The sequence below is a fragment of the Methylobacterium sp. CM6246 genome, from assembly GCF_054818005.1.
Genome location: NZ_JBTXKY010000001.1, coordinates 3014582 through 3038207 on the forward strand (window position 1 = coordinate 3014582; position 23626 = coordinate 3038207).

18 protein-coding genes are annotated in these 23626 nt (G+C 73.2%); 7 read left to right on the plus strand and 11 right to left on the minus strand.

Annotated elements, in window-relative coordinates; translation table 11 throughout:
• Genes ACYQPG_RS14830 through ACYQPG_RS14855 form a run of 6 tightly spaced genes read right to left on the minus strand, consistent with a single transcriptional unit; the run spans window position 1 to window position 7753 of the window.
• The gene (locus ACYQPG_RS14830; RefSeq protein WP_461231186.1) at window positions 1-495 is read right to left on the minus strand and encodes a hypothetical protein; all 495 of its coding nucleotides are present in this window, start codon (window positions 493-495) and stop codon (window positions 1-3) included.
• Complete coding sequence (locus tag ACYQPG_RS14835; RefSeq protein ID WP_147938966.1) at window positions 492-1538, minus strand: hypothetical protein; 1047 nt, start codon at window positions 1536-1538, stop codon at window positions 492-494. Before ACYQPG_RS14835 ends, ACYQPG_RS14830 begins: the two co-directional genes overlap by 4 nt.
• Window positions 1535-2071, minus strand: a complete 537-nt coding sequence (locus ACYQPG_RS14840) for a c-type cytochrome (protein ID WP_147938967.1) — start codon at window positions 2069-2071, stop codon at window positions 1535-1537. Before ACYQPG_RS14840 ends, ACYQPG_RS14835 begins: the two co-directional genes overlap by 4 nt.
• Window positions 2068-4083: a DUF3341 domain-containing protein gene (locus tag ACYQPG_RS14845; RefSeq protein ID WP_147908317.1), complete on the minus strand. Its 2016-nt coding sequence runs from the start codon at window positions 4081-4083 to the stop codon at window positions 2068-2070. The genes ACYQPG_RS14840 and ACYQPG_RS14845 overlap by 4 nt, the downstream gene beginning before the upstream one ends.
• A 2-nt stretch (window positions 4084-4085) precedes the next feature.
• Window positions 4086-7097, minus strand: coding sequence for a TAT-variant-translocated molybdopterin oxidoreductase (locus ACYQPG_RS14850; protein WP_461231187.1), 3012 nt, complete (start codon window positions 7095-7097; stop codon window positions 4086-4088).
• The gene (locus ACYQPG_RS14855) at window positions 7094-7753 is read right to left on the minus strand and encodes a cytochrome c3 family protein (RefSeq protein ID WP_147908315.1); all 660 of its coding nucleotides are present in this window, start codon (window positions 7751-7753) and stop codon (window positions 7094-7096) included. The genes ACYQPG_RS14850 and ACYQPG_RS14855 overlap by 4 nt, the downstream gene beginning before the upstream one ends.
• A gap of 391 nt (window positions 7754-8144) precedes the next feature.
• Between ACYQPG_RS14855 and ACYQPG_RS14860 the strand changes: the two genes are divergently transcribed.
• The 3 genes from ACYQPG_RS14860 to ACYQPG_RS14870 all read left to right on the plus strand — a co-directional run bounded on the left by ACYQPG_RS14860 (window position 8145) and on the right by ACYQPG_RS14870 (window position 13202).
• On the plus strand, window positions 8145-10742 hold the full coding sequence (locus ACYQPG_RS14860) for an ABC transporter ATP-binding protein (protein ID WP_461231188.1): 2598 nt from the start codon (window positions 8145-8147) through the stop codon (window positions 10740-10742).
• Between the two features lie 110 nt (window positions 10743-10852).
• On the plus strand, window positions 10853-12055 hold the full coding sequence (locus ACYQPG_RS14865; RefSeq protein ID WP_461231189.1) for a L,D-transpeptidase family protein: 1203 nt from the start codon (window positions 10853-10855) through the stop codon (window positions 12053-12055).
• Between the two features lie 205 nt (window positions 12056-12260).
• Entirely contained in the window at window positions 12261-13202 is a 942-nt protein-coding gene (locus ACYQPG_RS14870; protein ID WP_147908312.1) for an MBL fold metallo-hydrolase, read from the plus strand.
• A gap of 9 nt (window positions 13203-13211) precedes the next feature.
• Here the strand turns inward: ACYQPG_RS14870 and ACYQPG_RS14875 are convergent, their stop codons facing one another.
• Window positions 13212-13409 carry a hypothetical protein gene (locus ACYQPG_RS14875; RefSeq protein WP_246689939.1) on the minus strand — a complete coding sequence of 66 codons (198 nt, stop codon included), beginning with the start codon at window positions 13407-13409 and terminating at the stop codon, window positions 13212-13214.
• Window positions 13410-13650: 241 nt separating this feature from the next.
• On the opposite strand from ACYQPG_RS14875, the gene ACYQPG_RS14880 reads away from it, so the two are divergent.
• Together ACYQPG_RS14880 and ACYQPG_RS14885 are read left to right on the plus strand one after the other, a co-directional pair.
• Window positions 13651-14838 carry a complex I NDUFA9 subunit family protein gene (locus ACYQPG_RS14880; protein ID WP_461232468.1) on the plus strand — a complete coding sequence of 396 codons (1188 nt, stop codon included), beginning with the start codon at window positions 13651-13653 and terminating at the stop codon, window positions 14836-14838.
• A gap of 209 nt (window positions 14839-15047) precedes the next feature.
• Window positions 15048-16007 carry an NAD-dependent epimerase/dehydratase family protein gene (locus tag ACYQPG_RS14885; RefSeq protein ID WP_461231190.1) on the plus strand — a complete coding sequence of 320 codons (960 nt, stop codon included), beginning with the start codon at window positions 15048-15050 and terminating at the stop codon, window positions 16005-16007.
• A gap of 7 nt (window positions 16008-16014) precedes the next feature.
• Here ACYQPG_RS14885 and ACYQPG_RS14890 read toward each other — a convergent pair whose 3' ends face one another.
• The 4 genes from ACYQPG_RS14890 to ACYQPG_RS14905 are packed head-to-tail and all read right to left on the minus strand — an operon-like array spanning window position 16015 to window position 19812.
• Window positions 16015-17217, minus strand: a complete 1203-nt coding sequence (locus ACYQPG_RS14890) for a CaiB/BaiF CoA transferase family protein (protein WP_147908310.1) — start codon at window positions 17215-17217, stop codon at window positions 16015-16017.
• A gap of 11 nt (window positions 17218-17228) precedes the next feature.
• Window positions 17229-18065, minus strand: a complete 837-nt coding sequence (locus ACYQPG_RS14895) for an IclR family transcriptional regulator (RefSeq protein ID WP_147908309.1) — start codon at window positions 18063-18065, stop codon at window positions 17229-17231.
• Window positions 18062-18799, minus strand: a complete 738-nt coding sequence (locus ACYQPG_RS14900; RefSeq protein ID WP_461231191.1) for an enoyl-CoA hydratase-related protein — start codon at window positions 18797-18799, stop codon at window positions 18062-18064. The genes ACYQPG_RS14895 and ACYQPG_RS14900 overlap by 4 nt, the downstream gene beginning before the upstream one ends.
• Window positions 18796-19812, minus strand: coding sequence for an NAD(P)H-dependent flavin oxidoreductase (locus tag ACYQPG_RS14905; protein ID WP_147938976.1), 1017 nt, complete (start codon window positions 19810-19812; stop codon window positions 18796-18798). The genes ACYQPG_RS14900 and ACYQPG_RS14905 overlap by 4 nt, the downstream gene beginning before the upstream one ends.
• Window positions 19813-20089: 277 nt before the next feature.
• Here ACYQPG_RS14905 and ACYQPG_RS14910 point away from each other — a divergent pair, with 277 nt between their 5' ends.
• Together ACYQPG_RS14910 and ACYQPG_RS14915 are read left to right on the plus strand one after the other, a co-directional pair.
• Window positions 20090-22189: a 3-hydroxyacyl-CoA dehydrogenase NAD-binding domain-containing protein gene (locus ACYQPG_RS14910; protein ID WP_210248929.1), complete on the plus strand. Its 2100-nt coding sequence runs from the start codon at window positions 20090-20092 to the stop codon at window positions 22187-22189.
• A gap of 250 nt (window positions 22190-22439) precedes the next feature.
• A complete protein-coding gene (locus ACYQPG_RS14915; protein ID WP_147908305.1) occupies window positions 22440-23624 on the plus strand; it encodes an acetyl-CoA C-acyltransferase in 1185 nt (394 codons plus the stop codon).
• Window positions 23625-23626 lie beyond the last annotated feature (2 nt).

A 23626-nucleotide genomic window follows, 5' to 3' on the forward strand; every position in this document is an offset into this window, starting at 1 on the left:
CTACCGTTCCGGCGCGTCGAGGGAGCGGCCGACGACGAGGTCCATCGCCCGATCGACCGGGATGCGGGCGTGGGTGCGGGCCGGATCGCTGTAGCCGTAGCCGGAGAGCCGCGCCCCGGTCGCGGCCCGCTGGCGGTCGAGGTCGGCGTAGGGATCCGCCTGGAGGTTCGGGGGCGGCGGCGTCAGCGTCGCGGTCTGCTGCGGCGTCAGGGGCGGCAGGGCCCGGCGCTGGCTCGCGCTGAACGCGGCGCTCATCCAGACCATCGTGCCGATCACCGTCAGGACGGAGAGCGCCAGGCCCGCCATCACCAGCGTGGTGTTGCGGACCTTGACGTCCCGGGTCTCATAGCCGGGATCGTCGGGGTCGCGCGGGGCGTTGGCCGGCGTGCCCGGCGCGGTGGCGCGACCCGAGCGACCACCGAGCAGGCCGCTGCCGCGCAGGGTCAAGCCGGCCAGGATCGCCGGGATCAGGCCGGGACCGGGACGCGCGCTCATGCCGACCTCCCGGCGCGCCGGGCGCCCGGCGCCGCGCGCAAGAGCGGATGGAGCGCGGCGGCAAGGCAGGCCACCGCCAGGGCCGCGAACCCGTCGACCGGGCGGAGCACGAACCGGTCGCGCAGGGCCGGGGTGACCAGCCAGAACATCTCGAGGGCATGCACCGCGAGCGCCGCGCCGGCCAGGACCCGCGTGGTCGGACGGCCCGGCCGCAGGGTCGCGAGCCCGGCCAGCACCACCACGGCCCCGGCGCCGATCGACAGCCCGCGCCCGAGGCTGCCGCCCCGGGCGAAGTACCAGGCCACCTCCGGGGGCAGGTTGGCGGACCAGACGATCAGGAACTGCACGAAGTGCATGAACGCCCAGAGCCCGAGCAGGACCACCAGGGGAACCAGCCGGCCGCGCCCGGGCGCCGTCCGCCCGCGGCCCACCGGCTCCGGCTCCTCCCAGGCGAGCAGGATCGCGGCCGCGAAGGCCAGCCCGCTCCAGGCGGTCATCACCAACAGGCCGAGCAGGGTCGAGTCGAGCCTCGGGTCGAGGGAGGCGATCACGTCGGTGGTGAACAGCGTGCCGACCACCGCGTGGAGGCCCACCGCCGGCACGGTGCGGCCCTCGCCCGGCTCGTCGAAGGGCCGCGCGAACCGGATCGACAGCCAGGTCCAGGCGGCGAGATACGCGATCACCCGGGCCACGAAGAACGGCGTGATGAACCAGAAAGCCGCCAGCGGTGTGCGGGGCGCCGCCCCGACCCACGGGTAGAGCACCGGCACCGCGGCGAGCAGGGGCAGCCCCAGCAGCGCGGCCACCGGCATCAGCGCCATGAGCCGGCGCAGGCCCGCCAGCATCTCGATCCCGCCGCGCTCGCGCACGCGCTTGCCGAAGCGTTCGGCCACGATCGTCACCGGCAGGGCGCCGACCGGCAGCGCCAGCAGGACGAGCCAGGCCGCCAGGTAGGAGGACGCCGCGCCGCGCCAGCCGCCCGCGAGCCAGCAGGCGGCGAGCAGGCCGAGCCCGAGGAGGCCGATCAGCACGGGCCGGCTCATCGGGTCGCCTCCAGGCGGGCCCGGTCGTCCGGGGGCAGGCCCGCCACCACGGCGTCCTGGCTGAGCTGGAGCGCCCGGACATACGCGACGATCGCCCAGCGGTCGGCCGAGGGGATCATCTGGGCCATGCCGAACATCGCGCGCCGGCCGTTGCCGATGACGCCGTAGATCTCGGCGGCCGGGGCCCGGCGGAGCGGCTCGGCGGTGAGGTCGCCGGCGGGCGGGAAGCCGCGGGCCACGATCATGCCCCCGCCGCGCCCATCCTGGCCGTGGCAGGGCGTGCAGAACACCCCGTAGCGCTCCCGGCCCCGGTCGATCAGGTCCCGGCTGATCGTCTGCGGCTGCGGCGCCTCGCGGGCCGGATCGACCCGCGGCACGGTCCCGGGCACCGGCTGGCGCATGGTGATCTGGCGGGGGAAGAACGGGTTGCGGTCCCAGGTCTTGGCCCGGGCCTGGTCGTCCATGTTGGCCTCGCCGCAGGCCGAGAGACCCGGCAAAGCCGCGACGAGGAGGAGGCTGGCGGCGCGCCTCATCGCGGGATCCTGCGGATCTCGAGGGGGCGCCCGGCCTCGGCCGCCAGGCCCGCGAGCCGGCGCTCGAACCGGCCTGCGTCGAAGCGGTCGTCGCGCGCCTCCGCGGAGAGAAAGAAGCGGTCGTCCGAGGCGCGCAGGAAGCCCGGGATGTTGAAGGCCGGGTGGTTCAGCCGCGGCAAGCGGTTGAGCACCAGCAGGGCGAGGTGGATCGCGATGCAGCCGGTCATCATCGCGAAGGAGATGCTCGGCACCACGAAGGACGGCCAGGACAGGCGCGGACGCCCGCCGATCAGGAACACGTAGTCGTAGGCCGTGGCGTAGATGCACATCGCGTAGAAGCCCGCGCCGCCGAGCAGCGCGCCGGCAAGCGCGTAGGGCAGGATCGAGCGCCCCTCTAGGCCGAGGGACCGCAGGGTCCGCGGCATCGGCACCGGCCCGTGCCCGTCGAGATGGACCTGGTCCGGGGGGCTGATCCCGGACACGGCCTGGAGCGCGGCGGCGAGGTCGGCCTGGCTGGCGAAGGTGGCGGACACGCCCCAGAGCGGCGCCGGCCCCGGATCCTCCTCCGGGCGGGGGGCGGCGTGCGAGACGGCCTCCCGGGCGGCGGCCTGGGTGCCCGGGGCGCGCGCCAGGGCGAGGCGGCGGCTCTCGATGATCGAGACCGCCGGCAGGTAGCGCAGGAACAGCAGCAGCAGGGTCAGGAACAGGCCGAGCGAGCCCGCGAAGGTGGCCACGCCCCAGGGATCCACCCCGTAGGGCAGCCGCGAGGACGGCAGGAAGTCCTGGGTCAGAGTGACGACCAGCACCATGACGTGGTCGGCATAGGCGCCGGCCGCCACCAGGAGCCCGACCGCGGCGAGCGCGAGCGGCGCCGTGCGGGCCCGGGCCGACCACAGCACCTGAGCGGGCAGGACCAACAGGAGGATCGCCATCCAGGAGACCAGCGCGTGGTCGCCGGTCATGCGCCGCGCCAGCACCGCCCGCGCCTCCGGGTCGCCGTTGAGGAACGTGTCGAAATACTCGGCCGCGTAGCAATAGGCGCTGGCGCAGCCGAGGCCGAGCAGCAGGCGGCCGAGCACGTCGAGGTGGCGCACGCTCACCAGGGCGTCGAGGCCGTAGACGACGCGGATCAGCACCACGATCGCCGCCGTCATGCCGACGCCGGAATAGACCGCGTTCACCAGGAAGCTCACCGGCAGCAGCGTGCTGTGCCAGCCCGGCATCAGCGAGCCCGCCAGCATCACCGAGGCGCCGGTCTGGACCGAGACCACCAGCAGCACGCCGAGCAGCGCCACCGTGCGGTAGGCCTGGACCCAGATCTGCCAATGGGCCGCGGACCCGCGCCACCCGGAGGCGACGATGCCGTAGACCTGGGCGCGCAGCAGGGCGAGCCGGCGGGTCGGCGCCTTCGCGTCGGCCTGGCGCATCGCTTCCCCGAAGGCGCGGTCGCGCAGGGTGGCGAGGTCGGGCAGCAGGCCGATGAACCAGAGGCTGACGCAGATCACCAGGAAGGCCACGATGTCGATCGCGTCCCACAGCAGCGGCGAGCGGAACTGCGGCCACAGGTTGTAGGTGTTGGGGTAGGGCAGGTTCCAGAAGAAGAACCACGGCCGACCGAGATGGATGATCGGATAGAGGCCGGCCGCCGCGGTGGCGAGCAGCGCAAGGGTCTCGGCGATGCGGTTCACCGCCCCGCGCCACTCGGCCCCGAGCAGCAGCAGCACCGCCGAGACCAGCAGGCTGCCGGAGGCGACGCCGATCCACCAATCGTAGCTGGCGATGTCCAGCGCCCAGACGACGGCGTTGTTGTTGGCCCAGATCCCAGGCCCCGCGTAGAGCAGGTAGCCGAGGGTCAAGCCGAACACGCCGAGAAGCGCCGCAGCCCCCGCGAAGGCGATCCACCAGCGCCGGTTGCGTGGATGCGTCAGCGGGATCGCGGTGACCGCGCCGCCGATGCCCTGGAGGGTTTCCTCCGGCCGGATCAGCGAACCGCCTGCGAGCGCGCCGGACATGCTCAGCCCTCCCGTCCGGCCGGATCGGCGGCGGGGGCGAGCCCCGCCAGGTAGGTGGTGCGCGGGCGCGTGTTGAGGTGGCCGAGCAGCGCGTATTCCCGCGTGTCCGTGCGGGCGGCCGAGACCTGGCTTCCCGGGTCGGCGACGTTGCCGAAGGTGATCGCCCGGGTCGGGCAGGCCCCCTGGCAGGCGGTCTCGACGGCGCCGTCCGGGATCGGCGCGTGGGCGTCCTTGGCCGAGGTGATCCGGGCCGCCGTGATGCGCTGGATGCAGTAGGTGCACTTCTCCATGACGCCGCGGGCCCGGACCGTGACCTCGGGGTTGCGCTGCTGCTGCTGCACCGGGGTCATGCCGCCGGTGTAGTCCAGGTAGTTGAAGCGGCGGACCTTGTACGGGCAGTAGCTCTGGCAGGTCCGGGTGCCCACGCAGCGGTTGTAGACCTGCAGGTTCAGGCCCTCGCTGTCGTGCAGGGTCGCCTCCACGGGGCAACCGACCTCGCAGGGCGCCTGCTCGCAATGCATGCACGGCACCGGCTGGAAATGCGTCGTCGGCGCGTCCAGCCCGCCCGCGTAGTAGCGGTCGACCCGCAGCCAGCCCATCCAGCGGCCGAGCTCGACCTCGGCGCGCCCGACCACCGGTATGTTGTTCTCCGACTGGCAGGCGGTGACGCAGGCGTTGCAGCCGATGCAGGCGTCGAGGTCGATCGCCATGCCCCATTGCGCCGCGACCCAGCGGTCCTGGCTCTCCGGCGGCGGGTAGAACGAAGCCGGCGCCGGCGCGCCCTTGGGATCGCCCACCGGCGCGGAACCGACGGCCTGGACGCGGACGATGTCCTGCCCCTCCATCGTGCCGAGATGCTGGGTGGTCGCCGGCATGCGGCGCCGTCCGGTCTTCGTCAGCCGCGCGCCGGAGAGCCGCCACGGCGTCCCGGCCGGGCGCAGGGTGGCGGCGTCGTAGCCGAGGCCGCTGGACAGGTGGTCGGGCACGCTGCGGCCGTAGCCGAGGCTCAGCGTCACGGTGTCGGCGGCCTGGCCCGGCAGGATCCAGGCGGCGCCCTCGACGGCGCGCCCCTCCGCCTCGACCCGCACGATGTCGCCGGTCGCGACACCCTCCCGCTCGGCCAGATGCGGGCTGAGCGCGACCACGTTCTCCCAAACCACCTTGGTGAGCGGCTTCGGCAGTTCCTGCAACCAGGCGAGGTCGGCATGGGTACCGTCCCAGACCGTGGGATCCGGGCGGAACACCACCTCGATCCCGGCCTCGGCAGAGGATCGGGCGGGGGGCTGGGCAAAGGGCTGTGCAGAGGGCCCGGTAGAGGGTTCGGCGCCGCCGGCCTCCTGCGTGAGCGCGACCTCCTCGGTCGCAGCCGCGCTGTCCGGCCAGAACCCCCGGCGCAGGGCATCGGAGAAGCGCGCCTCGAACGCCGCCGCGTCCTCGCCCTCGGTCCGCCAGCGCGCCTTGAGCAGGGCGAGCGCGTCGGCGCCTTCCTCACCGCCGCGTCCGTCGGTGAGGAAGGCCAGCATGTCCTGGAGGGTGCGGCCGTTGTAGAGCGGCGCCACCGTGGGCTGGATCAGCCCGACCGTGCCGTCGAGGGACCGGACGTCGCCCCAGCTCTCCAGCGGATGGGCGGCGGGCAGGTGCCAGTCGGCATGCGCGCCGGTCTCTTCGTAGTAGAGCCCGGCATGGATCTTGAGCGGCACGCGCTCCATCCGGGCGGCGAAGTCGAGGGCGCCCGGGGCGTCGTAGACCGGGTTGCCGCCGAGCACGATCAGGACCTTGACGGCACCGCGCTCCATCTCCTCCGCCAGGTCCGCCAGCGTCCCGGAGCCCTGTTCGGCCACGGGCATCGTGTGCCGCAGGGTCGCCCCGGTATTGCCGAGCGCGCCGTTGAGGCGGTGGACCAGTGCGTGCAGGTCCGGGCTCGCCGTCAGCCCGGCCGTGACGATGCCGGCGCCGCGCGCCTCGGTGAGGGCCTTGGCGGCGCGGCGCGTCCAGCGGGAGACCGGATCGTCGCCGGCCGGCGCCGCGGCGCCTGAAGTCACCGCCAAAAAATCCCGCGCCAGGGCTTCGAGGCGTCCGGCCGAGACGGGGACGCCGTGATCCGCCTTGGCGCTGGTGAGGGTCGGGGTCGGGGCCGCGGCGTGGAGGCTCAACAGGCGGCCCTCGGCGTAAGCGGCGCGACGGGCCGCGCTCCAGCGCCCCGACAGGCCGACTTGGCCGGGGCCGAGGTCGAGGAAGTCGCCGTCCAGGGACACGATCGTGCGCGCCCGGCCGAAATCGGGCTGCGTCTCCAGCGGCCGGCCATAGGCCAGGCGGGCGCCCTCGTAGATCGCGTCGCGGCCGGTGCCGGCGCCGACATACCAGCGCAGCGCCGGGTAGGCGGCCCGCATCCGGGCGATCTGCGCCGCGACGGTGGGCGACGTCACCGGTCCGGTCAGCAGCGCCACCCCCGCACCCCCGGCCTCGCGCCAGGCCGGAATCTGCGTCTGCAGGGCCGTCCGGAACGCCGCCCAGGAACTCGGCTTGCCGAGGTGCTGAACCGCCTGCGAGCGGAACGGGTCGTAGAGGCCGAGCACCGAGGCCTGGGCCAGCACGTCGGTGCCGCCGCGGCTCCAGGGGTGATCGGGATTGCCCTCGATCTTCAGCGGCCGACCGTTGCGGGTGGTGACCAGGATCCCGTTGCCGAACCCGTCGAACACGGCCGAGGAGGCGTAGGACAGGTTCGTGCCCGGCACGATCCGCTCGGGCTGGTTGACGTAGGGCACCTCGTAATCGCGCCCGCCCTCCGCGCCGCAGGCCGTGAGGCCGCCGAGCGCGAAGGACGCCGCCATCAGCTTGAGGAATCCGCGCCGCTCCGGGGCGGCGGCGAGGCGGGCCGCCGAGGGGAACTCGGCCGCGAGGTAGTCGCGGAATTCCGGGCTGTCGGCGACGGCGTCGAGGCTGCGCCAGAAGCGGGGGCCGTCGCCGCCGGCGAGCTTGGCGCGCAACGCCGCGATGTCGGAAGTGTGCGTCATCGGTGGCAGATCCCGCACTCGGTGAGCCGCGCACCGCCGCGGATATGGTATTCGGCCACCAGCTTCGGACCCAGCGTCGCCTGGTCGGCCGGCGGCTTCCAGGTCATGTTCCAGACCTGATCGGGCGTGCGCACGTACTTCTCCGGCGCCCGGTGGCAATCGAGGCAGAACTGCATCTCGAAGGCGTTCGCCCGATAGGTCATCTGCATCGACGTCACGTCGCCGTGGCAGGTCGAGCAGCCGATGCCCTTCGTCACATGCACCGAGTGGTTGTAGTAAACGTATTGCGGCAGCTTGTTCAGCCGCACCCATTCCAGCGGCTTGTCCTGCGCGTAGCTGTCGCGCACCGGCTTGAGCATCGTCGACCCGGTCCAGATCTGCGAGTGGCAGGTCATGCAGGTATGGGTCGGCGGGATGCCGGCGGTGGCCTCCTTGTCGACGGTGGTGTGGCAATACCGGCATTGGATGCCGAGCTCGCCGGAATGGTGCTTGTGGCTGAACGGCAGGGGCTGGGCCGGCGCGATGCCGACGCCCGTGACGTAGTTCGAGCGCACGATCCCGGCCGCCAACACGGGCAGGCCGACCAGGCAGGCCACACCGGTCATCAGGGCGAGCCGGTAGGTCGCGTCCGCGCCGGGGGTGAAAAGCTGCGCCATCAGGCGGCCCCGCGCAGGGGGCAGGCGCTCCCGCGTAGGAGGCAGATGCGCCCGCGCAACGAGCCGCAAAACCCGCCGGGCAGGCGGGTTCGGTCGCCGGGCTCGATCTGCTCACCCCCTCGCCGCAAGCGTCGCCCCACCGTTGATCCCAGGTTGAAGTGTGCGGTGCACCGGTCCGCCCGCGCAATGCGACCAAAGCGGCCGGCCCTCACCCAGGAACCTAGAGCTTTTCCAGACGGGGGCTAGAACATGGATCACCATGCCGGGCGCCTCTCGTGCCGAGCCCGCGACACTTCCCGCCGGCGGCGCGAAGGCCTATGCGCTGCCTGACCTGTCGGGCGCGGCGGCCCGATCCCGTCGCCGCCCCACCCCGGACCTGCCTCGGACCCCTATGGATTCCGACCCCATCGTCCTGACCTGGCGCGCGGCGCGGCGCCTGCACACCATTGCGGCCGGCCTCGCTGTCGGGGTCGGCGCCCCGCTCTGCGCGCTCGCCCTGCTGTGTCTGCGCGATCTCGTCGCGGTGCTGCCGCGCGACGAGGCGCTGACGCTGCCGTTCCTGCGGCTCGCCCTGTCGCTGCCGGGCCGCGACGTCGTGCTGACGCACGGTGTCCCGATGCGCCCGGCGGAGCTGGAGCTCGCCGCCTTCCTGTGCATCGCCGCCTGCGCGCTGGCCCTGGCCGGAATCGGCTGGATCGTGGCGCGCCTGTGCTTCAAGGCTCAGAACCGGGCCGCGGACGCGGTCCGGGAGAGCGTCCTGCAGGCGATCCTCGACGCGCCGGCCGGAGCCCGCGACGAGGCCCGCAGCCTGGCCCGCCTGGTCGGCGAGGTGCTGGGCCGGGGCGACCGGCTGCTCGCCGCCGGCATCGTCCTGCCGGCGATGACGCTCGCCGCGCTGCTCCTGGCGCTCGGCTTCGCGGCGCTCGCGGCCCCACGCCTGATCCCGGCCGCGGCGGTCGGCCTGGCGGCGATCGGGCTCGCCTACGGGCTGGTCCTGGAACGCGCCCGGGACCGGCAGGACCTGCGCCTGCGTTCCAGCGCCCGGGCCGAGACGAACCTGAACGACCTGGTCCGTCGGCTGCCGGCCGTTCGCGTCCACGGAGCCGCCGCCCTCGAACGGACACGCATCGCGGCCCGGGTCGCGGCGACGCGCGCCATGGTGGCCCGGGCCGAGGCACGGCTGGCCTACGCGCGGGCCCCGGCGCTGGCCCTGGCGGTGATCCTCCCGGCCATCGCCATCGGCACCGCCCTGTGGCGCTCCGCAGAGACCGGCGGCCCGCCGGCGCCGCCGGTCGATCCAGCCGCCCTGCTCGCGGCCACCGGGGCGTTCGGCCTCGCCGGCTGGCTCGCCGGCATCTGCGCCCGGCTCTGGACGGTGCGCAAATCCGTCCGGCCGCGCTTCCGCGACCTCGCCCGCATCATAGCCCTGCTCGAGGGGCGGCAGGCCCGGGCGCCCAGGCCGGGGCTCGCACCGCAGCCGCTGCCCCGGTCCGGAATCCTGGCGACCCAGGGCGTCGGCGCCTTCGACGCAGCGACCGGCGAGCGCCTGACCGGCGTGGACGTCGCCGTCACCATGCCGGGCCACGTGGCGATCACCGGCAGCCGGGGCAGCGGCGCCCGGGTGCTGGCGGCCGTGCTGGCCGGCCAGGTCGAGCCGACGGCGGGCGCGGTCACCTACGCGGGCTCCGACCTGCGCGGCTTCGATGCCGCGGAGCGCGCCCGCCGCATCGCCTTCGCGGCCGGGGAGGCGATCCTGATCGAGGGCTCGCTCCGGCAGAACCTGCTCTACGGCACCGAGCCGGCGAACGCCCCCGACGACATCGGGCTGATCGGGATCAGCCGGCTCGCCGGGCTCGACGGCTTCGTCTACGCCCGCGGCCTGACCGGCCGCCTCGACCCGGCGAGCCAGCCCCGGCTCGCGGCGGCGATCGTCACGGCCCGCCGGACCATGCGGGCGGCCCTCGCCGCCAAGGGGGCCGAGCGCCTGGTCGAGCCTTTCGACCCGGCCCGCTACAACCATCAGGCGAGCATCGGCGAGAACATCCTGTTCGGCGAACCGGTCGGGGGGGCCTTCGCGCCCCTGCGGTTCGCCCGCCACCCGTACCTGAGGGCGGTGCTGGAGGCCGAGGAGCTGGTGCGGCCGCTCACCGAGATCGGCCTGTCGGTGGCGCGCAGCACGGTGGAAATCTTCGCGGACCTGCCCAACGATCATTCGCTCTTCGACAACTATTCGCTGTTCCAGGCCTCGGAGCGCGGCTACTTCGAAGATCTGGTGGTCCGCCTGCCCAATGCCGCGAGCCTGCGCCGCGGGTCGGCCGGCCAGCGCGACCGCACCCGGCTGATCGGCCTAGCGTTGCGCTACAGCGAATCCCGCCACCGCTTCGGGCTGATCGACGCCGCGTTCGAGCAGCGGCTGGTTCAGGCGCGCCGCTCCTTCGCCCGGATGCTGCCGCCCCACCTCGCCGGCGCCGTCGAGTTCCACGATCCCGGCCGGGTCAATCCGGCCGCCAGCCTGGAGGAGAACCTGCTGTTCGGCCGGATCAGCCTCGGCGAGGCCAACGCGGAGCCCCGGGTGCGGGCACTGGTGCAGCGCGTGCTCGCCGACGAGGGCCTCGAAGCCTCGGTCTACGGGCTCGGCCTGGACAGCAAGGTCGAGATCCAGCCGAGCACCGGCGCGCTGGCCGACGGGGCGATCAACGCCCGGGAGCGCGTCGCGATCGAGCTGGGGCGCTGCCTCGCCCGCGAGCCCGACATCCTGGTGGTCGCGGTGGCGCCCGACGAGCGCAAGGTCGAGGGCGTGCGCGAGCGCCTCGCTCGGCTCCGGCAGGCCCGGGCCGGGCGCGGCTTCATCGTCTGCCTGCCCGAATCGGGGGTACCCGACGGGATCGCGCCGTTCGACGCGGTGATCGCGGTGGAGAACAGCGCCGTGGTCGCCCCCCAGGCCATCGAGGCCGCGGGCGCCGTCGGCGCGGAGCCAGCCCTGGCGTGACCGGCGGTCGTCACGGGCGCGACGGCCTCACGACGGCCGCAATGCCCGGTCAGCCTCCGCGGACCGTGCACGGCCGTGTTCCCCTCCGGCCGATGCGGCGCGGACGGTTCATGCCCCTCCCGATACCGAGATCCCTCGCCGCCGGCCTCGTGCTGCTGACCGTCTGCGGTTCCGTCGCGGCGCAGGCCGGGAAGGCCGACGCGCCGATCCCGGCCGCGACGCTCGCCCTGATGGCGCAGAAGGGCACCAGTGCCGCCGCCCCGGTGCTGTTCCGGGCCTACAAGAAGGAATCCGAGATCGAGGTCTGGAAGAAGGGCCCGGCCGGGTACGTCCACATCAAGACCTTCCCGATCTGCCGCTGGTCCGGCCAGCTCGGCCCCAAGCGCAAGAGCGGCGACCGGCAGACCCCGGAGGGGTTCTATTCGGTGCCCCGGCGCCAGATGAACCCGAACTCGCACTATTACCTGTCCTTCGATGTCGGCTACCCCAACGCCTACGATCGCGCCCATGGCGGCACCGGCTCGGCCGTGATGGTGCACGGCATCTGCTCGTCGATGGGCTGCTTCGCCATGACCGACGGCACGGTCGGGGAGATCTACGCCATCGCCCGCGAGGCCCTGAACGGCGGGCAGGCGGCGTTCCAGTTCCAGTCCTACCCGTTCCGGATGAGTGCCGAGAACATGGCCCGCCACCGCACCGACCCGAACATCGGGTTCTGGCGCGAGCTCAAGGCCGGCTCGGACCGGTTCGAGGCGAGCAAGGAGGAGCTGCAGGTCTCGGTCGTCGCCGGCCGCTACGCCTTCGCGCCGTCCCGGGACCCCGCGCGGGAAGCCGCCGTCGCGACCCACCGCGCCATCGAGGAGGCCCGGATGGCGGCGCTCGCCGAATCCGGCGAGCCGGCCGTGCGCACCACCTATTCCGACGGCGGCCAGCACGCCTTCTGGGCGGCCTACACCGCCCGGGGCGGCGCGGTCGGCGACGTCAGCCGCCCCGAGGCGCTGGCCTTCGCCGGCCAGGAGGTGGTGGTCGTGCCGGGTCACCGGGCGCCGCGGCCGGTGCCGGAGGCGGTGTGGGCCGCCTGGGCCGCCCCCGATTCCGCCCTCGCGTTGCGGCGAATGGCGGGCTTCGTCCCGGTCTACGACCGGGCCCCGGACCCGTTCGGGGCGCTGGCTGGCCGGCTCCCGGCGCGCTACGGCGACGGCCTGCCCGCGATGCTGGCGGCGGGCCTGGGTTGGGTCCCGGGCGCGGTCGGCGGGCCGCTGATTCCCGGCAGCGCCAACGCCGGGCTTGTCGCATCCGCCGCGCGATTCTAAGGGAGCCGCAGCGCCGGGGCGCGGCCCGTCCGTGTGCGCGGACGCACATCACGACGGCCTGCGACCCCCCAATTCATTGTAAGGCAGGGGATGAGCGGTACTCCTGTCCCGTCGGCCTGCCGTAATCAGCGCTACCTTCCCGGAACGGCGACGGGGTTTCGATTCTAACGGATCGGGACCGACTGTCCGCAGATTCGTGATCGCCATGTCCAAGTGTTCCGAGCCGACTATCCGTGCGGCCGACGAGGGCCTCGTCCTCCGATTCTGGGGCGTCCGTGGCTCGACGCCGGTCAGCGGTCCGCAATACGCCGAATTCGGCGGCAACACGCCGTGCCTCGAGGTGCGCTGCGGGGAGCGGATGTTCGTGGTCGATGCCGGCTCCGGCATCTACAACCTCGGTCAGGGCCACCGCACCGATCTCCCCCGGGAAGTCGACCTCCTGTTCAGCCACCTGCACCTCGACCACACGGCGGGCCTCCCGTTCTTCAAGCCGGCAGTCCTCGACTGCGACCGGGTGATCAACACCTATTGTGGCAATCTCGGCGGCGAATCGGCCGGCCCGACGCTCGATCGTCTGTTCGCGCCGCCGCTGTTCCCGGTTACGCTCGACAGGCTGTGCTGCACGTTCAACCATCACGGCTTCGAGGCCGGGCAGTCCCTGACGTTCCCGGATGGCGCCCGGGTCGACACGATCCTGCTGAACCACCCGCAGGGCTCGGTGGGCTATCGCTTCGAGCATGGCGGCCAGCGCCTGTGCCTGATCAGCGACATCGAGCACAGCGACCCCTGGCCGGATCCCGAGCTGGCGCGGTTCGTCGAAGGCGCCGACCTGATGGTCTACGACGGCATGTTCACCGACGGCGAGTATCCGACCTGCCGCGGCTGGGGCCACTCCACCTGGCAGAAGGGCGTCGAGCTGGCCCGGACGGCCGGGGTCAAGGCGCTGGCGATCATCCACCTGCATCCGGCCCATTCGGATACGGCGCTGCGCGACATGGAGGCGGACCTTAAGGCGGAGATGCCCACCGCCTTCATCGCCCGCGAGAGCCAGAGCATCACGGTCGGCGCGCCGCGTTCGGTGAGCCGGGGCGCCGACGGCCGGCCGGCGGTGGCGCGGGAGATCCGCCGCCGGATCAAGGTCGCCTGATCCCGTTGGTCAGACCGAGCGCCGGCCCCGCGTCCGGCTGAACCGGCGATAGGCGAACAGGACGAACAGCGCGACGCCGATGGTCAGGATGCTCCAGCCGTAATTGGTGACGAGCTGCGCATCGATCGGGTGGCCGATCAGGCCCAGCGCGACGAGCAGTCCGAAGACGGCGATCACCGCCGAGACGAGCATCCCTAGAATCATCATGGTCCCCGGCGCGTCCCGGCCGGCGGACGGCCCGGCGAAGTCGTCCGTGGAAATGCGCGGGCGCGGTGCCCGTTCCCGGTCGCATCCGGCGCCAGGACACGGTAATCGCGCCGCGACGCGCATGGGCGGCTCCCAAGGCGCCGAACTTAGGCTAAGTAGGCCCGCATGACGGCGCCCCGGGGCGCGCGAGGAGCCCGAGACCACGGCGATGACCGGCCCACAGAACACGCCTCAGGACAGCATGCCCGCATCCACCGCAGCAACGGGCCCCCTGCGCCCGCAATCCCAGCTCGTGACGATCTTCGGCGGCTCCGGCTTCCTGGGCCGGCACGTGGTGCGGGCGCTCGCCAAACGCGGCTACCGGATCCGCGTCGCGGTGCGCCGGCCGGACCTGGCGCTGTTCCTGCAGCCGCTGGGCAAGGTCAACCAGATCGTGGCCGTCCAGGCCAACCTGCGCTACCCCGAATCGGTGGCCCGCGCGGCCGAGCGCTCGGACGTGGTGATCAACCTCGTCGGCATCCTGCAGGAGACCGGCTCGCAGAGCTTCGCACGCCTGCAGGTCGAAGGCGCGGGCGAGATCGCGCGCGCCGCAGCCCGGCAGGGTGCCCGGATGATTCACGTCTCGGCGATCGGGGCGGATCCGGCCTCGCCGTCGCACTACGCCCGCACCAAGGCGGAGGGCGAGGCCCGGATCTTCGCCGCCTGCCCGGACGCGGTGGTGTTCCGGCCCTCGCTGGTCTTCGGGCCGGGCGACAGCTTCTTCAACCGCTTCGCCGGGCTGGCCCGGGCGCTGCCGGTCCTGCCGCTGGCGGGCGGCCAGTCGCGCTTCCAGCCGGTCTTCGTGGGCGACGTCGCCGAGGCGATCGCCCGGGCCGTCGATGGCGCGGTGCCGGGCGGCAAGGTCTACGAGCTCGGCGGCCCCGAAGTCGCGACGCTCGAGCACCTCGTCCGCTACATGCTGAAGACGATCCAGCGGAAGCGCGCGGTGGTGGACCTGCCGCTGCCGGTGGCCAAGCTCCAGGCCCGGTTCCTGGAGGTCGCCCACACCCTGACCTTCGGCCTGCTGCCCGACAGCCTGAAGCTCACCCGCGACCAGGTGATCCTGCTCCAGAACGACAACGTCGTGTCCGAGGCCGCCAAGGCCGAGGGCCGGACCATCGAGGCGCTCGGTATCAGCCCGACCGCGGCCGAGGCGGTGGTTCCGGGTTATCTCTGGCCGTTCCGTAAGGCCGGCCAGTTCGCCACCGATCGCGACGAGGAACACCTCGCCGAGGTGCCCGACATGGTGGCCTCGACGCCCATGGCGGCCGGCTCCCAGCACAGGCCGCAGACCGCGTCCGGGCCGGCGATCGGCGCCGACGCGGGCAGTTCCCCCGGCAGCGCCCAGAGCCGCATGGGCACCCGCTGGGGCACCCGGACGATGAACTGACGAGCCAGGGTTTCGAAAGGTCTTCGACCCCTTATGGGTGCGGGGCGGAGCCCTGCACCCTGCCGAAGGGTCTCGTACCTTTCGGGATCCCATTTCCTTGCCGGTGCGCGGGTTTATATCGCTGCCTTCTCGTTGAGGGAGACAACGCCTGATCTCGTCCGGGACTGCACGATGATGATGACCCCGTGGAACGGATCGGCAGGCCTGGCGTGAGACGCATCCTCGTCACCGGCGCGGCGGGCTTCGTCGGCGGCCATGTGCTGCCGCTCCTGACCGGATCGGGCGCCCGGGTGGTCGGCATCGGCCGCGGGGAAGCGCCGAGCCTGCCGGAGGGCGTCACCTACGCGCGCATCGACCTCCTGGACGAGGCGGCCCTCGGCGCCTTCGTGGCGCGCTTCCGGCCGACCGAGATCCTCCACTTGGCCGGCCTCGCCTCGGTGGGCCAGTCCGCCACCGGGCCGGGGCAGACCTGGCGGGTGAACGTCAACGGCCTGATGAACCTCGTGGCGGCCGTCGAGGCGGTGCCGGGCTGCACGTTGTTCTTCGTCAGCTCGGGCGAGGTCTATGGCGGTGCCTTCCTGGCCGGCCACGCGCTGTCCGAGGCGGCCGAACCCCTGCCGCGCAACACCTACGCCCGGTCGAAATGGGTCGGCGAGCAGCTGCTGCGCGACCTGCTGCCCCGGATCGGCGTGAAGCTCGTGGTGCTGCGGCCGTTCAACCATATCGGCCCGGGCCAGGACGAGCGCTTCGTCGTGGCCTCCTTCGCCGGGCAGATCGCCCGGATCGAGGCCGGCCTTGCGGCACCGCTCCTCGAGGTCGGCAACCTGTCCTCGTACCGCGATTTCCTCGACGTCGCCGACGTCGCGGGCGCCTATGCCGACCTGATCGGCCGGTCCGAAGCCCTGGCGGACGGGAGCGTGTTCAACATCAGTTCCGGCGTCCCCCGCACGATCGCCAGCGTCCTCGACGGCCTGCGCGCCCGCGCCCGGGTGCCGTTCGAGATCCGGATCGCCCCCGAGCGGGTGCGCCCGAACGAAATCCCGCTGGCGGCGGGCGATTCCGCCCGCCTGCACGACGCCACCGGCTGGCAGCCGCGGGTCGCCTGGGACGACGCCCTGACCCGGGTGCTGGACGATGCCCGCGCCCGGCTGGGCGCCGTCGAGGGCTGAAGGCGCGCTACCGGACCACGCCCTTCGCCACCAGCGCGTCCCGCGCCTGCGCCGACACATCCAGCCGCTCGGCCAGGATCTCGGCGCTCGAATCCCCGAGGCCCGGCGGCATGCGGCGCACCGGCAGCCGGCGCCCGTCGAGCCGGTAGGGCGGGGCGATGACGTGGGCGTTGTCGGCGCCCTCGACCACCAGACCGGCCTCCCGGGCGCGCGGACAGGTCAGCGCCTCGCGCAGGCCCATCACCTCGCCGCAGGGGATGCCGGCCGCGCGCAGGCGCGCGATCAGCGGCGCGCGCTCCCACTTGGCGAGTTCGGCATCCAGGATCGGGATGAAGGCGGCGCGGTTCTTCGAGCGGTCGAGGTTGGTCGCAAAGCGCGGGTCGGCGCACAGGTCCGGCCGCTCCAGCACCTGCTCGCAGAACCGGCGGTACTGGGCGTTGTTGCCGACCGTGATCACCACCGGCCCGTCTCCCGCCTCGAACACCCCGTAGGGCACGATCGACGGGTGGGCGTTGCCGTAGCGCGGCGGATCGATGCCCCGGGCGAGCGCCTCCAGCCCGTAATAGGAGGTCAGCGCCACGCCGCAATCGAACAGGGCGAGGTCGATCGCCTTGCCGCGCCCGGTGCGCTCGCGCTGGAACAGGGCCGCCAGCACGGCCTGGGCCGCGTATTGCCCGGTGAACAGGTCCACCGCCGCGACCCCGAACTTCAGGGGCGGCCCGCCCGCCTCGCCGTTCAGCGCCATCACGCCGGATTCGCCCTGCACCACGAGGTCGTAGCCGGGCCGTCCGGCCTCCGAGCCGTCGGAGCTGTAGCCGGCGATCGAGCAGTAGATCAGCCCGGAATTCTCGGCCGAAAGCGCCGCGTAGCCGAGGCCGAGCTTCTCGGCCCCGCCGGTCTTGAAGTTCTGGACCAGCACGTCGCTCTCGCGGGCCAGCGCCTTGACGATCGCCAGCCCGTCGGGCGTCGCGAGATCGACGCCGATCGAGCGCTTGTTGCGGTTCACGCTGTCGAAATACGAGGTGTTGCCGGGGCTGGTCGCCACGCCCCAGTCCCGCGTGTCGTCGCCGCGCTCCGGGTGCTCGACCTTGATCACGTCGGCGCCGAGATCGCCGAGCACCTGCGCGCACCACGGCCCCGCCAGGACCCGGGACAGGTCGAGGACGCGGATGCCGGCGAGCGGGAGATCTTGGGATGGATCGGTTTCCATGGAACGGGTCCTCATGCTCCCATCACGCCGTCGAGGCTGCGCACGGCTGCGACGAGCTTCGGCCGCACCACGTCCATCAGGAACCGGGCGTCGGTGATGATCGTCGGGGCGCCGCAATTGACCGACATGGCCGGCAGGCCGCCGCCGGGATGAAATCCCACCGCGATCGCGCAGACCGTCTCCTGCCACTCGCCGAACGAGGTGCAGCAACCGAGCTCGCGGTGCTCGGCCACGGCCCGGTCGAGGCCGGCCCGCAGGGCGGGCCAGGCCACCGGGTCGAGGGCCTTCAGGTCCTCGTAGATGCTCTCGCGCTCGCGCTCCGGGCAGACCGCCACGTAGGCGCGACCCATGGCGCTGCGCGCGAGCGAGATCCGCGAGCCGGTGTCGAGGTTCAGCGAGATCGCGGCCGGACCGCGCTGGCAATCGACGTAGCGCATGCTCAACCGGTCGCGCACTCCGAGCCCCACCGAGGCGTTGGCGGCCTCGGCGACCGCCCGCAGCACCGGTCGGGCGATGCCGCGCACGTCGAGGCCGCCCAGCGCCGCCGAACTCAGCGCGATGGTCGCGTGGCCCAGTCGGTAGCGGCCGGTCTCGGCGGTGTGGTGCAGGTAGCCGAGCTTGGTCAGCGTGTAGGTGAGGCGCGACACGGTCGAGCGCGGCAGGCCGCAGGCCGCCGCGAGGTCGTGGTTGGCCAGGCTGGTCCGGCCGGGCCCGAAGCAGGCGAGCACCGCGAGGCCACGGCCGAGCGCCGTGACGAAGTGGCGATCCTCCTTGGCGCCACGCTCGTTGGCGCCGTCGCCCGGCGTCGCCTCGGGATCACCCAGCAGGGCCTCACCCACGGCGTTCATCGGCGCAGGAACGCCGCGAAGGCCGCCTGCGCCTCCGGGCCGCGGCGGAGCCCGTGAAACACCTGCGCCTCCTCGGCGAGCGTGCGGGCGACCACGTCATCGTGGCCCCGGCGCAGGGCGCGCTTGGTCGCGGCGATCGAGACCGGGGGCAGGGCGGCCAGGGCACGGACTCGGGCGAGGGCGGTGTCCAGGGCGGCGCCCTGCGGGACGGCGGCGTTGATCAGGCCGGCCGCCGCCGCCTCCGCGGCGCCGAAGGGCTCGCCGAGCATCAGCAGCTCGGCCGCCCGCTTGGTGCCGGCGATGAGCGGGAGGAGGTAGCTTGAACCGCCTTCCGGGCTCAGCCCGAGCGCCGTGAACGGCAGGCGGAAGCGGGCGCCGTCCCCGGCATAGGCGAGGTCGCAATGCAGCAGCAGCGTCGTGCCGATGCCGACCGCGTGCCCCTCCACCGCCGCGACGACGGGCTTCGGGCAGCCGCGCAGGGCCTTCAGGAAGGTCAGGCCCGGGCTGTCGCCGTCGGTCTGGACATCCTGGAAGTCCCTGAGGTCGTTGCCGGCCGTGAAGCAGCCGCCCGCCCCGGTGAGCACCACGGCGCGCACGGTCTCGTCGGCGCCGGCCGCGGTGAAGGTGGCGGAGAGGCCCGCATAGGTCGCCCGGTCGAGGGCGTTGCGGCGCTCCGGCCGGTCGATGGTGACCAGCCGGATCCCGAGCTCGGGATCGGCGACACGGAGGCTCACGGGACGGCCTCGCCGGCATAGGCCGCGGCGACGCCCCCGAGCCCGGCCCGGGCGGCGGCGTATTCCCGAACGAGCCGGGCCACCAGGTCGGCGGTGGCCGGCGCGTCCGCGATGGTGCCGACCCCCTGGCCGGCGCCCCAGACGTCCCGCCAGGCCTTCACGCCGGCGCTGCCGAAATCCATCGCGGTCTTGTCGCGCACCGGCAAGGCCTCGGGATCGAGCCCGGCGGCGCGGATGCTCGGCGTCAGGTAATTGCCCGGCACGCCCGTGAAGTAGGGGGTGTACAGGACGTCGGCGGCGGCACTGCCGGCGATCATGTCCTTGTAGCCGGACGCGGCGTTCGCCTCCCGGGTGGCGATGAACCGGGTGCCCATGTAGGCGAGGTCGGCGCCCATGGCCTGGGCGGCCAGGATCGCCGAGCCGGTGGTGATCGCCCCCGACAGGATCAGCGGCCCGTCGTAGAAGCGCCGGATCTCGCCGACGAGGGCGAAGGGGCTCAGCGTGCCGGCATGGCCCCCCGCGCCGGCGCAGACGAGGATCAGCCCGTCGACCCCGGCTTCCAGGGCCTTCTCGGCATGGCGGACCGTGGTGACGTCGTGGAACACCACGCCGCCATAGCCGTGGACCGGTCGGATCACCGCGTCCGGCGCCCGCAGCGACGTGATGATGATCGGCACCCGGTGCCGGATGCAGGCCTCGACGTCGTGCGCCAGCCGGTCGTTCGACGCGTGGACGATCTGGTTGACCGCGAAGGGCGCGATCTTGCGGGCGGGATCCTTCGCGCGCGCTTCAGCCAGGGTCCGCGTGATCGTCGAAAGCCATTCGTCGAGGAGTGCGGCGGGCCGGGCGTTGAGCGCCGGGAACGCGCCGACCACCCCGGCCAGGCATTGCGCGATCACGAGTTCCGGCCCCGACACGATGAACATCGGGGCGCAGATCACCGGCAGGGCGAGGCGACCGCGCAGGGTCTCGGGCAGGCGGCTAGCCGGCCCCTGTTCGGATCCGTCGCTCATCGGAGGCTGCCGGGCTGTTGGCCGATACCGCGCACGGCGATCCTCCCTGATCGATCGGGCGGCCCTTCCCATGGAACCCGGCTGGGCGGGCCAGGGTCGGAATCGTGCCCGGGGCGGGTCTGAATGGCATGGCGTCCGGCACCGGTCAAACCGTTCAGCTGAGCGGCGTCTGCAATGCGGAACGCCACGACGCGGGTCACGGGCGATGCCGGCGCATCCTTGACGAGTCGGGGATCGCAGATCAACATCCCCGCAAAATGCAAACGATCATTCTGCAATGCAGAACAGGGAGCGCGACGCTTTGGTTCGTTACGAGGTCGATGGCGGCGTGGCCGTGCTCACGCTGGCGAACCCGCCGGTCAACGCGCTCGGCGCCGGGCTGCGGGCTGCCCTCGATGCCGCCCTGGCCCGGGCGGAGGCGGACGATTCGGTGCGCGCCATCGTGCTGGCGGCCGAGGGCAAGGTGTTCGTCGGCGGGGCCGACATCTCGGAATTCGGCAAGCCGCCTCAGGCCCCGAGCCTGCCCGACGTGCTGGAGCGGCTCGATGCCGGCCGGAAGCCGGTGGTGGCGGCGATCGGCGGCGCGGCGCTCGGCGGCGGACTGGAACTGGCGATGGCCTGCCACGGCCGGATCGCGGCGCCGGCGGCCAAGCTCGGCCTGCCGGAGATCAAGCTCGGGATCATCCCCGGAGCCGGCGGCACCCAGCGCCTGCCGCGCCTGATCGGGCCGGACGCCGCCTTCACGATGATGCTCACCGGCTCGCCAATCTCGGCCGATGCGGCCGCCGAGCGGGGCATCGTCGATGCCGTCGTGCTGGGCGACCTCGTCCCGGCGGCCCGCACCCGGGCCCTGGAACTGGCCGATTCCGGCGCCCTGCCGCGGGTGCGCGACCGGGCGGACAGGCTGACGCCGGAGGCCCGGCAGAGTTTCGAGGCGCTGGCCGAGGAGGCCGTGAAGCGCGATCCGCAGGCGACCAACGTCCGCGCCCTGGTCCGGGCCGTGCGCGCCGGCCTTGACCCGACCGCGTTCGACGCGGCGGTCGCCGTCGAGCGGGACGAGTTCCGCACGCTGGTGGAGGATCCGCGCTCGAAGGCCCTGCGCTACGCCTTCTTCGCCGAGCGCGAGGCGGGCCGGGTCCCGGGCCTGTCGAAGGAGACGCCCCGTCGCGCCATCGAGACGGCCGCGGTGATCGGCGCCGGCACCATGGGCGGCGGGATCAGTATGTGCTTCGCCAATGCCGGCATCCCGGTCACCGTGATCGAGACCGAGGCCGGCGCCCTGGAGCGCGGCCTCGACCGGGTGAAGGCCCTCTATGCGGGCTCGGCCAAGCGCGGCTCGATCACCGAGGCCCAGCGCGATGCGCGGGTCGGCCGGATCACCGGGGCGATCGGCCTGGAGAACGCCGCAGAGGCCGATATCGTGATCGAGGCGGCCTTCGAGGACATGGGCGTCAAGCGCGAGATCTTTTCCAAACTCGACGGCATCGCCAAGCCGGGGGCGATCCTGGCGAGCAACACCTCCTATCTCGATGTCGACGCCATCGCGGCGGTGACCGGCCGGCCGCAGGACGTGCTGGGGCTGCACTTCTTCAGCCCGGCCAACGTCATGCGCCTCGTCGAGGTGGTCCGGGCCGGGAAGACCGCGCCCGACGTGCTCGCCACCGCGCTGGATCTGGCCAAGCGCCTCAACAAGCTCCCGGTGACGGTGGGCGTCTGCTTCGGCTTCGTCGGCAACCGCATCCTGGAGCGCCGCAGCCGGGCCGCCGAGCGCCTGCTGCTCGAAGGCGCGCTGCCGCATGAGGTCGACGCCGCCGTGACCGCCTTCGGCTTCCGGATGGGCCCCTTCGCCATGAGCGACCTCGCCGGCCTCGATATCGGCTGGCGCTCCCGCAAGGATTTCGGCGGCCGGGCCCCGGTCGCCGACGCGCTGGCCGAGATGGGCCGGTTCGGCCAGAAGACGGGCCGCGGCTTCTTTGTGTATGCGGACGGCGCCAGGACCGGGACCCGCGATCCCGAGGTGGACGCGCTCATCGAGAAGACCGCCGCCGAGCACGGCGTCGCACGTCGCACGTTCAGCCCCGACGAGATTGTCGCTCGGCTCATGTACCCGATGGTCAACGAGGGCGCCCGGATCCTCGAAGAGGGGATCGCGGCACGGCCCGGCGACATCGATACGATCTGGATCAACGGCTACAACTGGCCGGCCTGGCGCGGCGGCCCGATGCACTGGGCCGACACGGTCGGGCTCAGGACGGTCGCCGAGGCGCTGTCACGCTTCGCCCGGGAGGCCGGCGACGACAGCCAGGAGCCGGCGCCGCTGCTGCGCAAGCTGGCGGACGAAGGCGGCACCTTCGCCGCCTGGAAGGCGACGGCCTGATGGCCGGCCGGCTCGAACGGGCTTCGTCCCGGTTTCGAGAGGTCCGACGCCTCGGGGCGTTGCCCCGACATCCCACCGAAGGGCGTGACGCCCTTCGGGATCCCCAACCCGCCGGCATCAGGCGCTGTCGCTCCTGCAGCCCGCGCCGCGCCGCCTCTCCCGTGCGGGAGGGGGGACCCGCGCCGCATCCGGCCGATGCTGTGCCAGCATCCGACCTGCACATCCGTGCGGAACCGAAGAGGAATCCGGCATGACCGACGCGGTGATCGTCTCGACCGCCCGCACGCCGATCGGCAAGGCCCATCGCGGCGCGCTGAACCTCACCCGCGGCGCCGACCTCGCGGCCCACGCGATCCGGGGCGCCCTGGACCGGGCCCGGCTCGAGCCGGGAGCCGTCGAGGAGGTGGTGCTGGGCTGCGGCTATCCGGAGACCGCCACCGGCGGCAACGTCGCCCGCCACGCCGCCCTGGTGGCGGGGATCCCGGTGGAATCGGCCGGCGTCACGGTCTCGCGCTTCTGCGCCTCGGGCCTGGAGGCGATCGCCAGCGCCGCCCGCCGGATCATCCTCGATGGCGTTCCAATGGCCGTGGCCGGCGGGGTCGAGTCGATCAGCCTGGTCCAGCCAAAGGTCCAGCGGGAGCTGACCCGCAACGCCTGGCTGGAGGCGCACCTGCCGGCGATCTACATGCCGATGATCGAGACCGCCGACATCGTGGCCGCGCGTTACGGCATCTCCCGGGAGGTGCAGGACGCCTTCGCGGCGGAGAGCCAGCGCCGCACCGCCGCCGCGCAGGAGCGGGGTCTGTTCGACGACGAGATCGTCCCGATGAGCGCCGTGATGGCGGTGACCGACAAGGCCACCGGCGAGACCCGGGAGGTCGAGACGCGGCTCACCAAGGACGAGGGCAACCGCCCCGACACGACGCCGGAGGGCCTCGCCAAGCTCAAGCCCGTGCGCGGGGAGGGCGCCTTCATCACGGCCGGCAACGCCAGCCAGCTCTCGGACGGGGCCGCCGCCAGCGTGCTGATGTCGGCCGAGGAGGCCGCCCGGCGCGGCCTCACGCCGCTCGGCACCTTCCGGGGCTTCGCCTCGGCCGGCTGCGGGCCGGACGAGATGGGCATCGGCCCGGTCTTCGCGGTGCCGCGCCTGCTGGAGCGGCAGGGGCTCACGGTCGCCGACATCGACCTGTGGGAGCTGAACGAGGCCTTCGCGTCCCAGTCGGTCTATTGCCGGGACACGCTCGGGATCGATCCGGACAAGGTCAACGTCAACGGCGGCGCCATCGCGGTCGGCCATCCGTTCGGCATGTCGGGGGCGCGGCTCGTGGGGCACGCCCTCCTGGAAGGCCGCCGCCGCGGGGCGCGCTACGCCGTGGTGACCATGTGCGTGGCCGGCGGCCAGGGCTGCGCCGGCCTGTTCGAGATCGGAGGCTGACG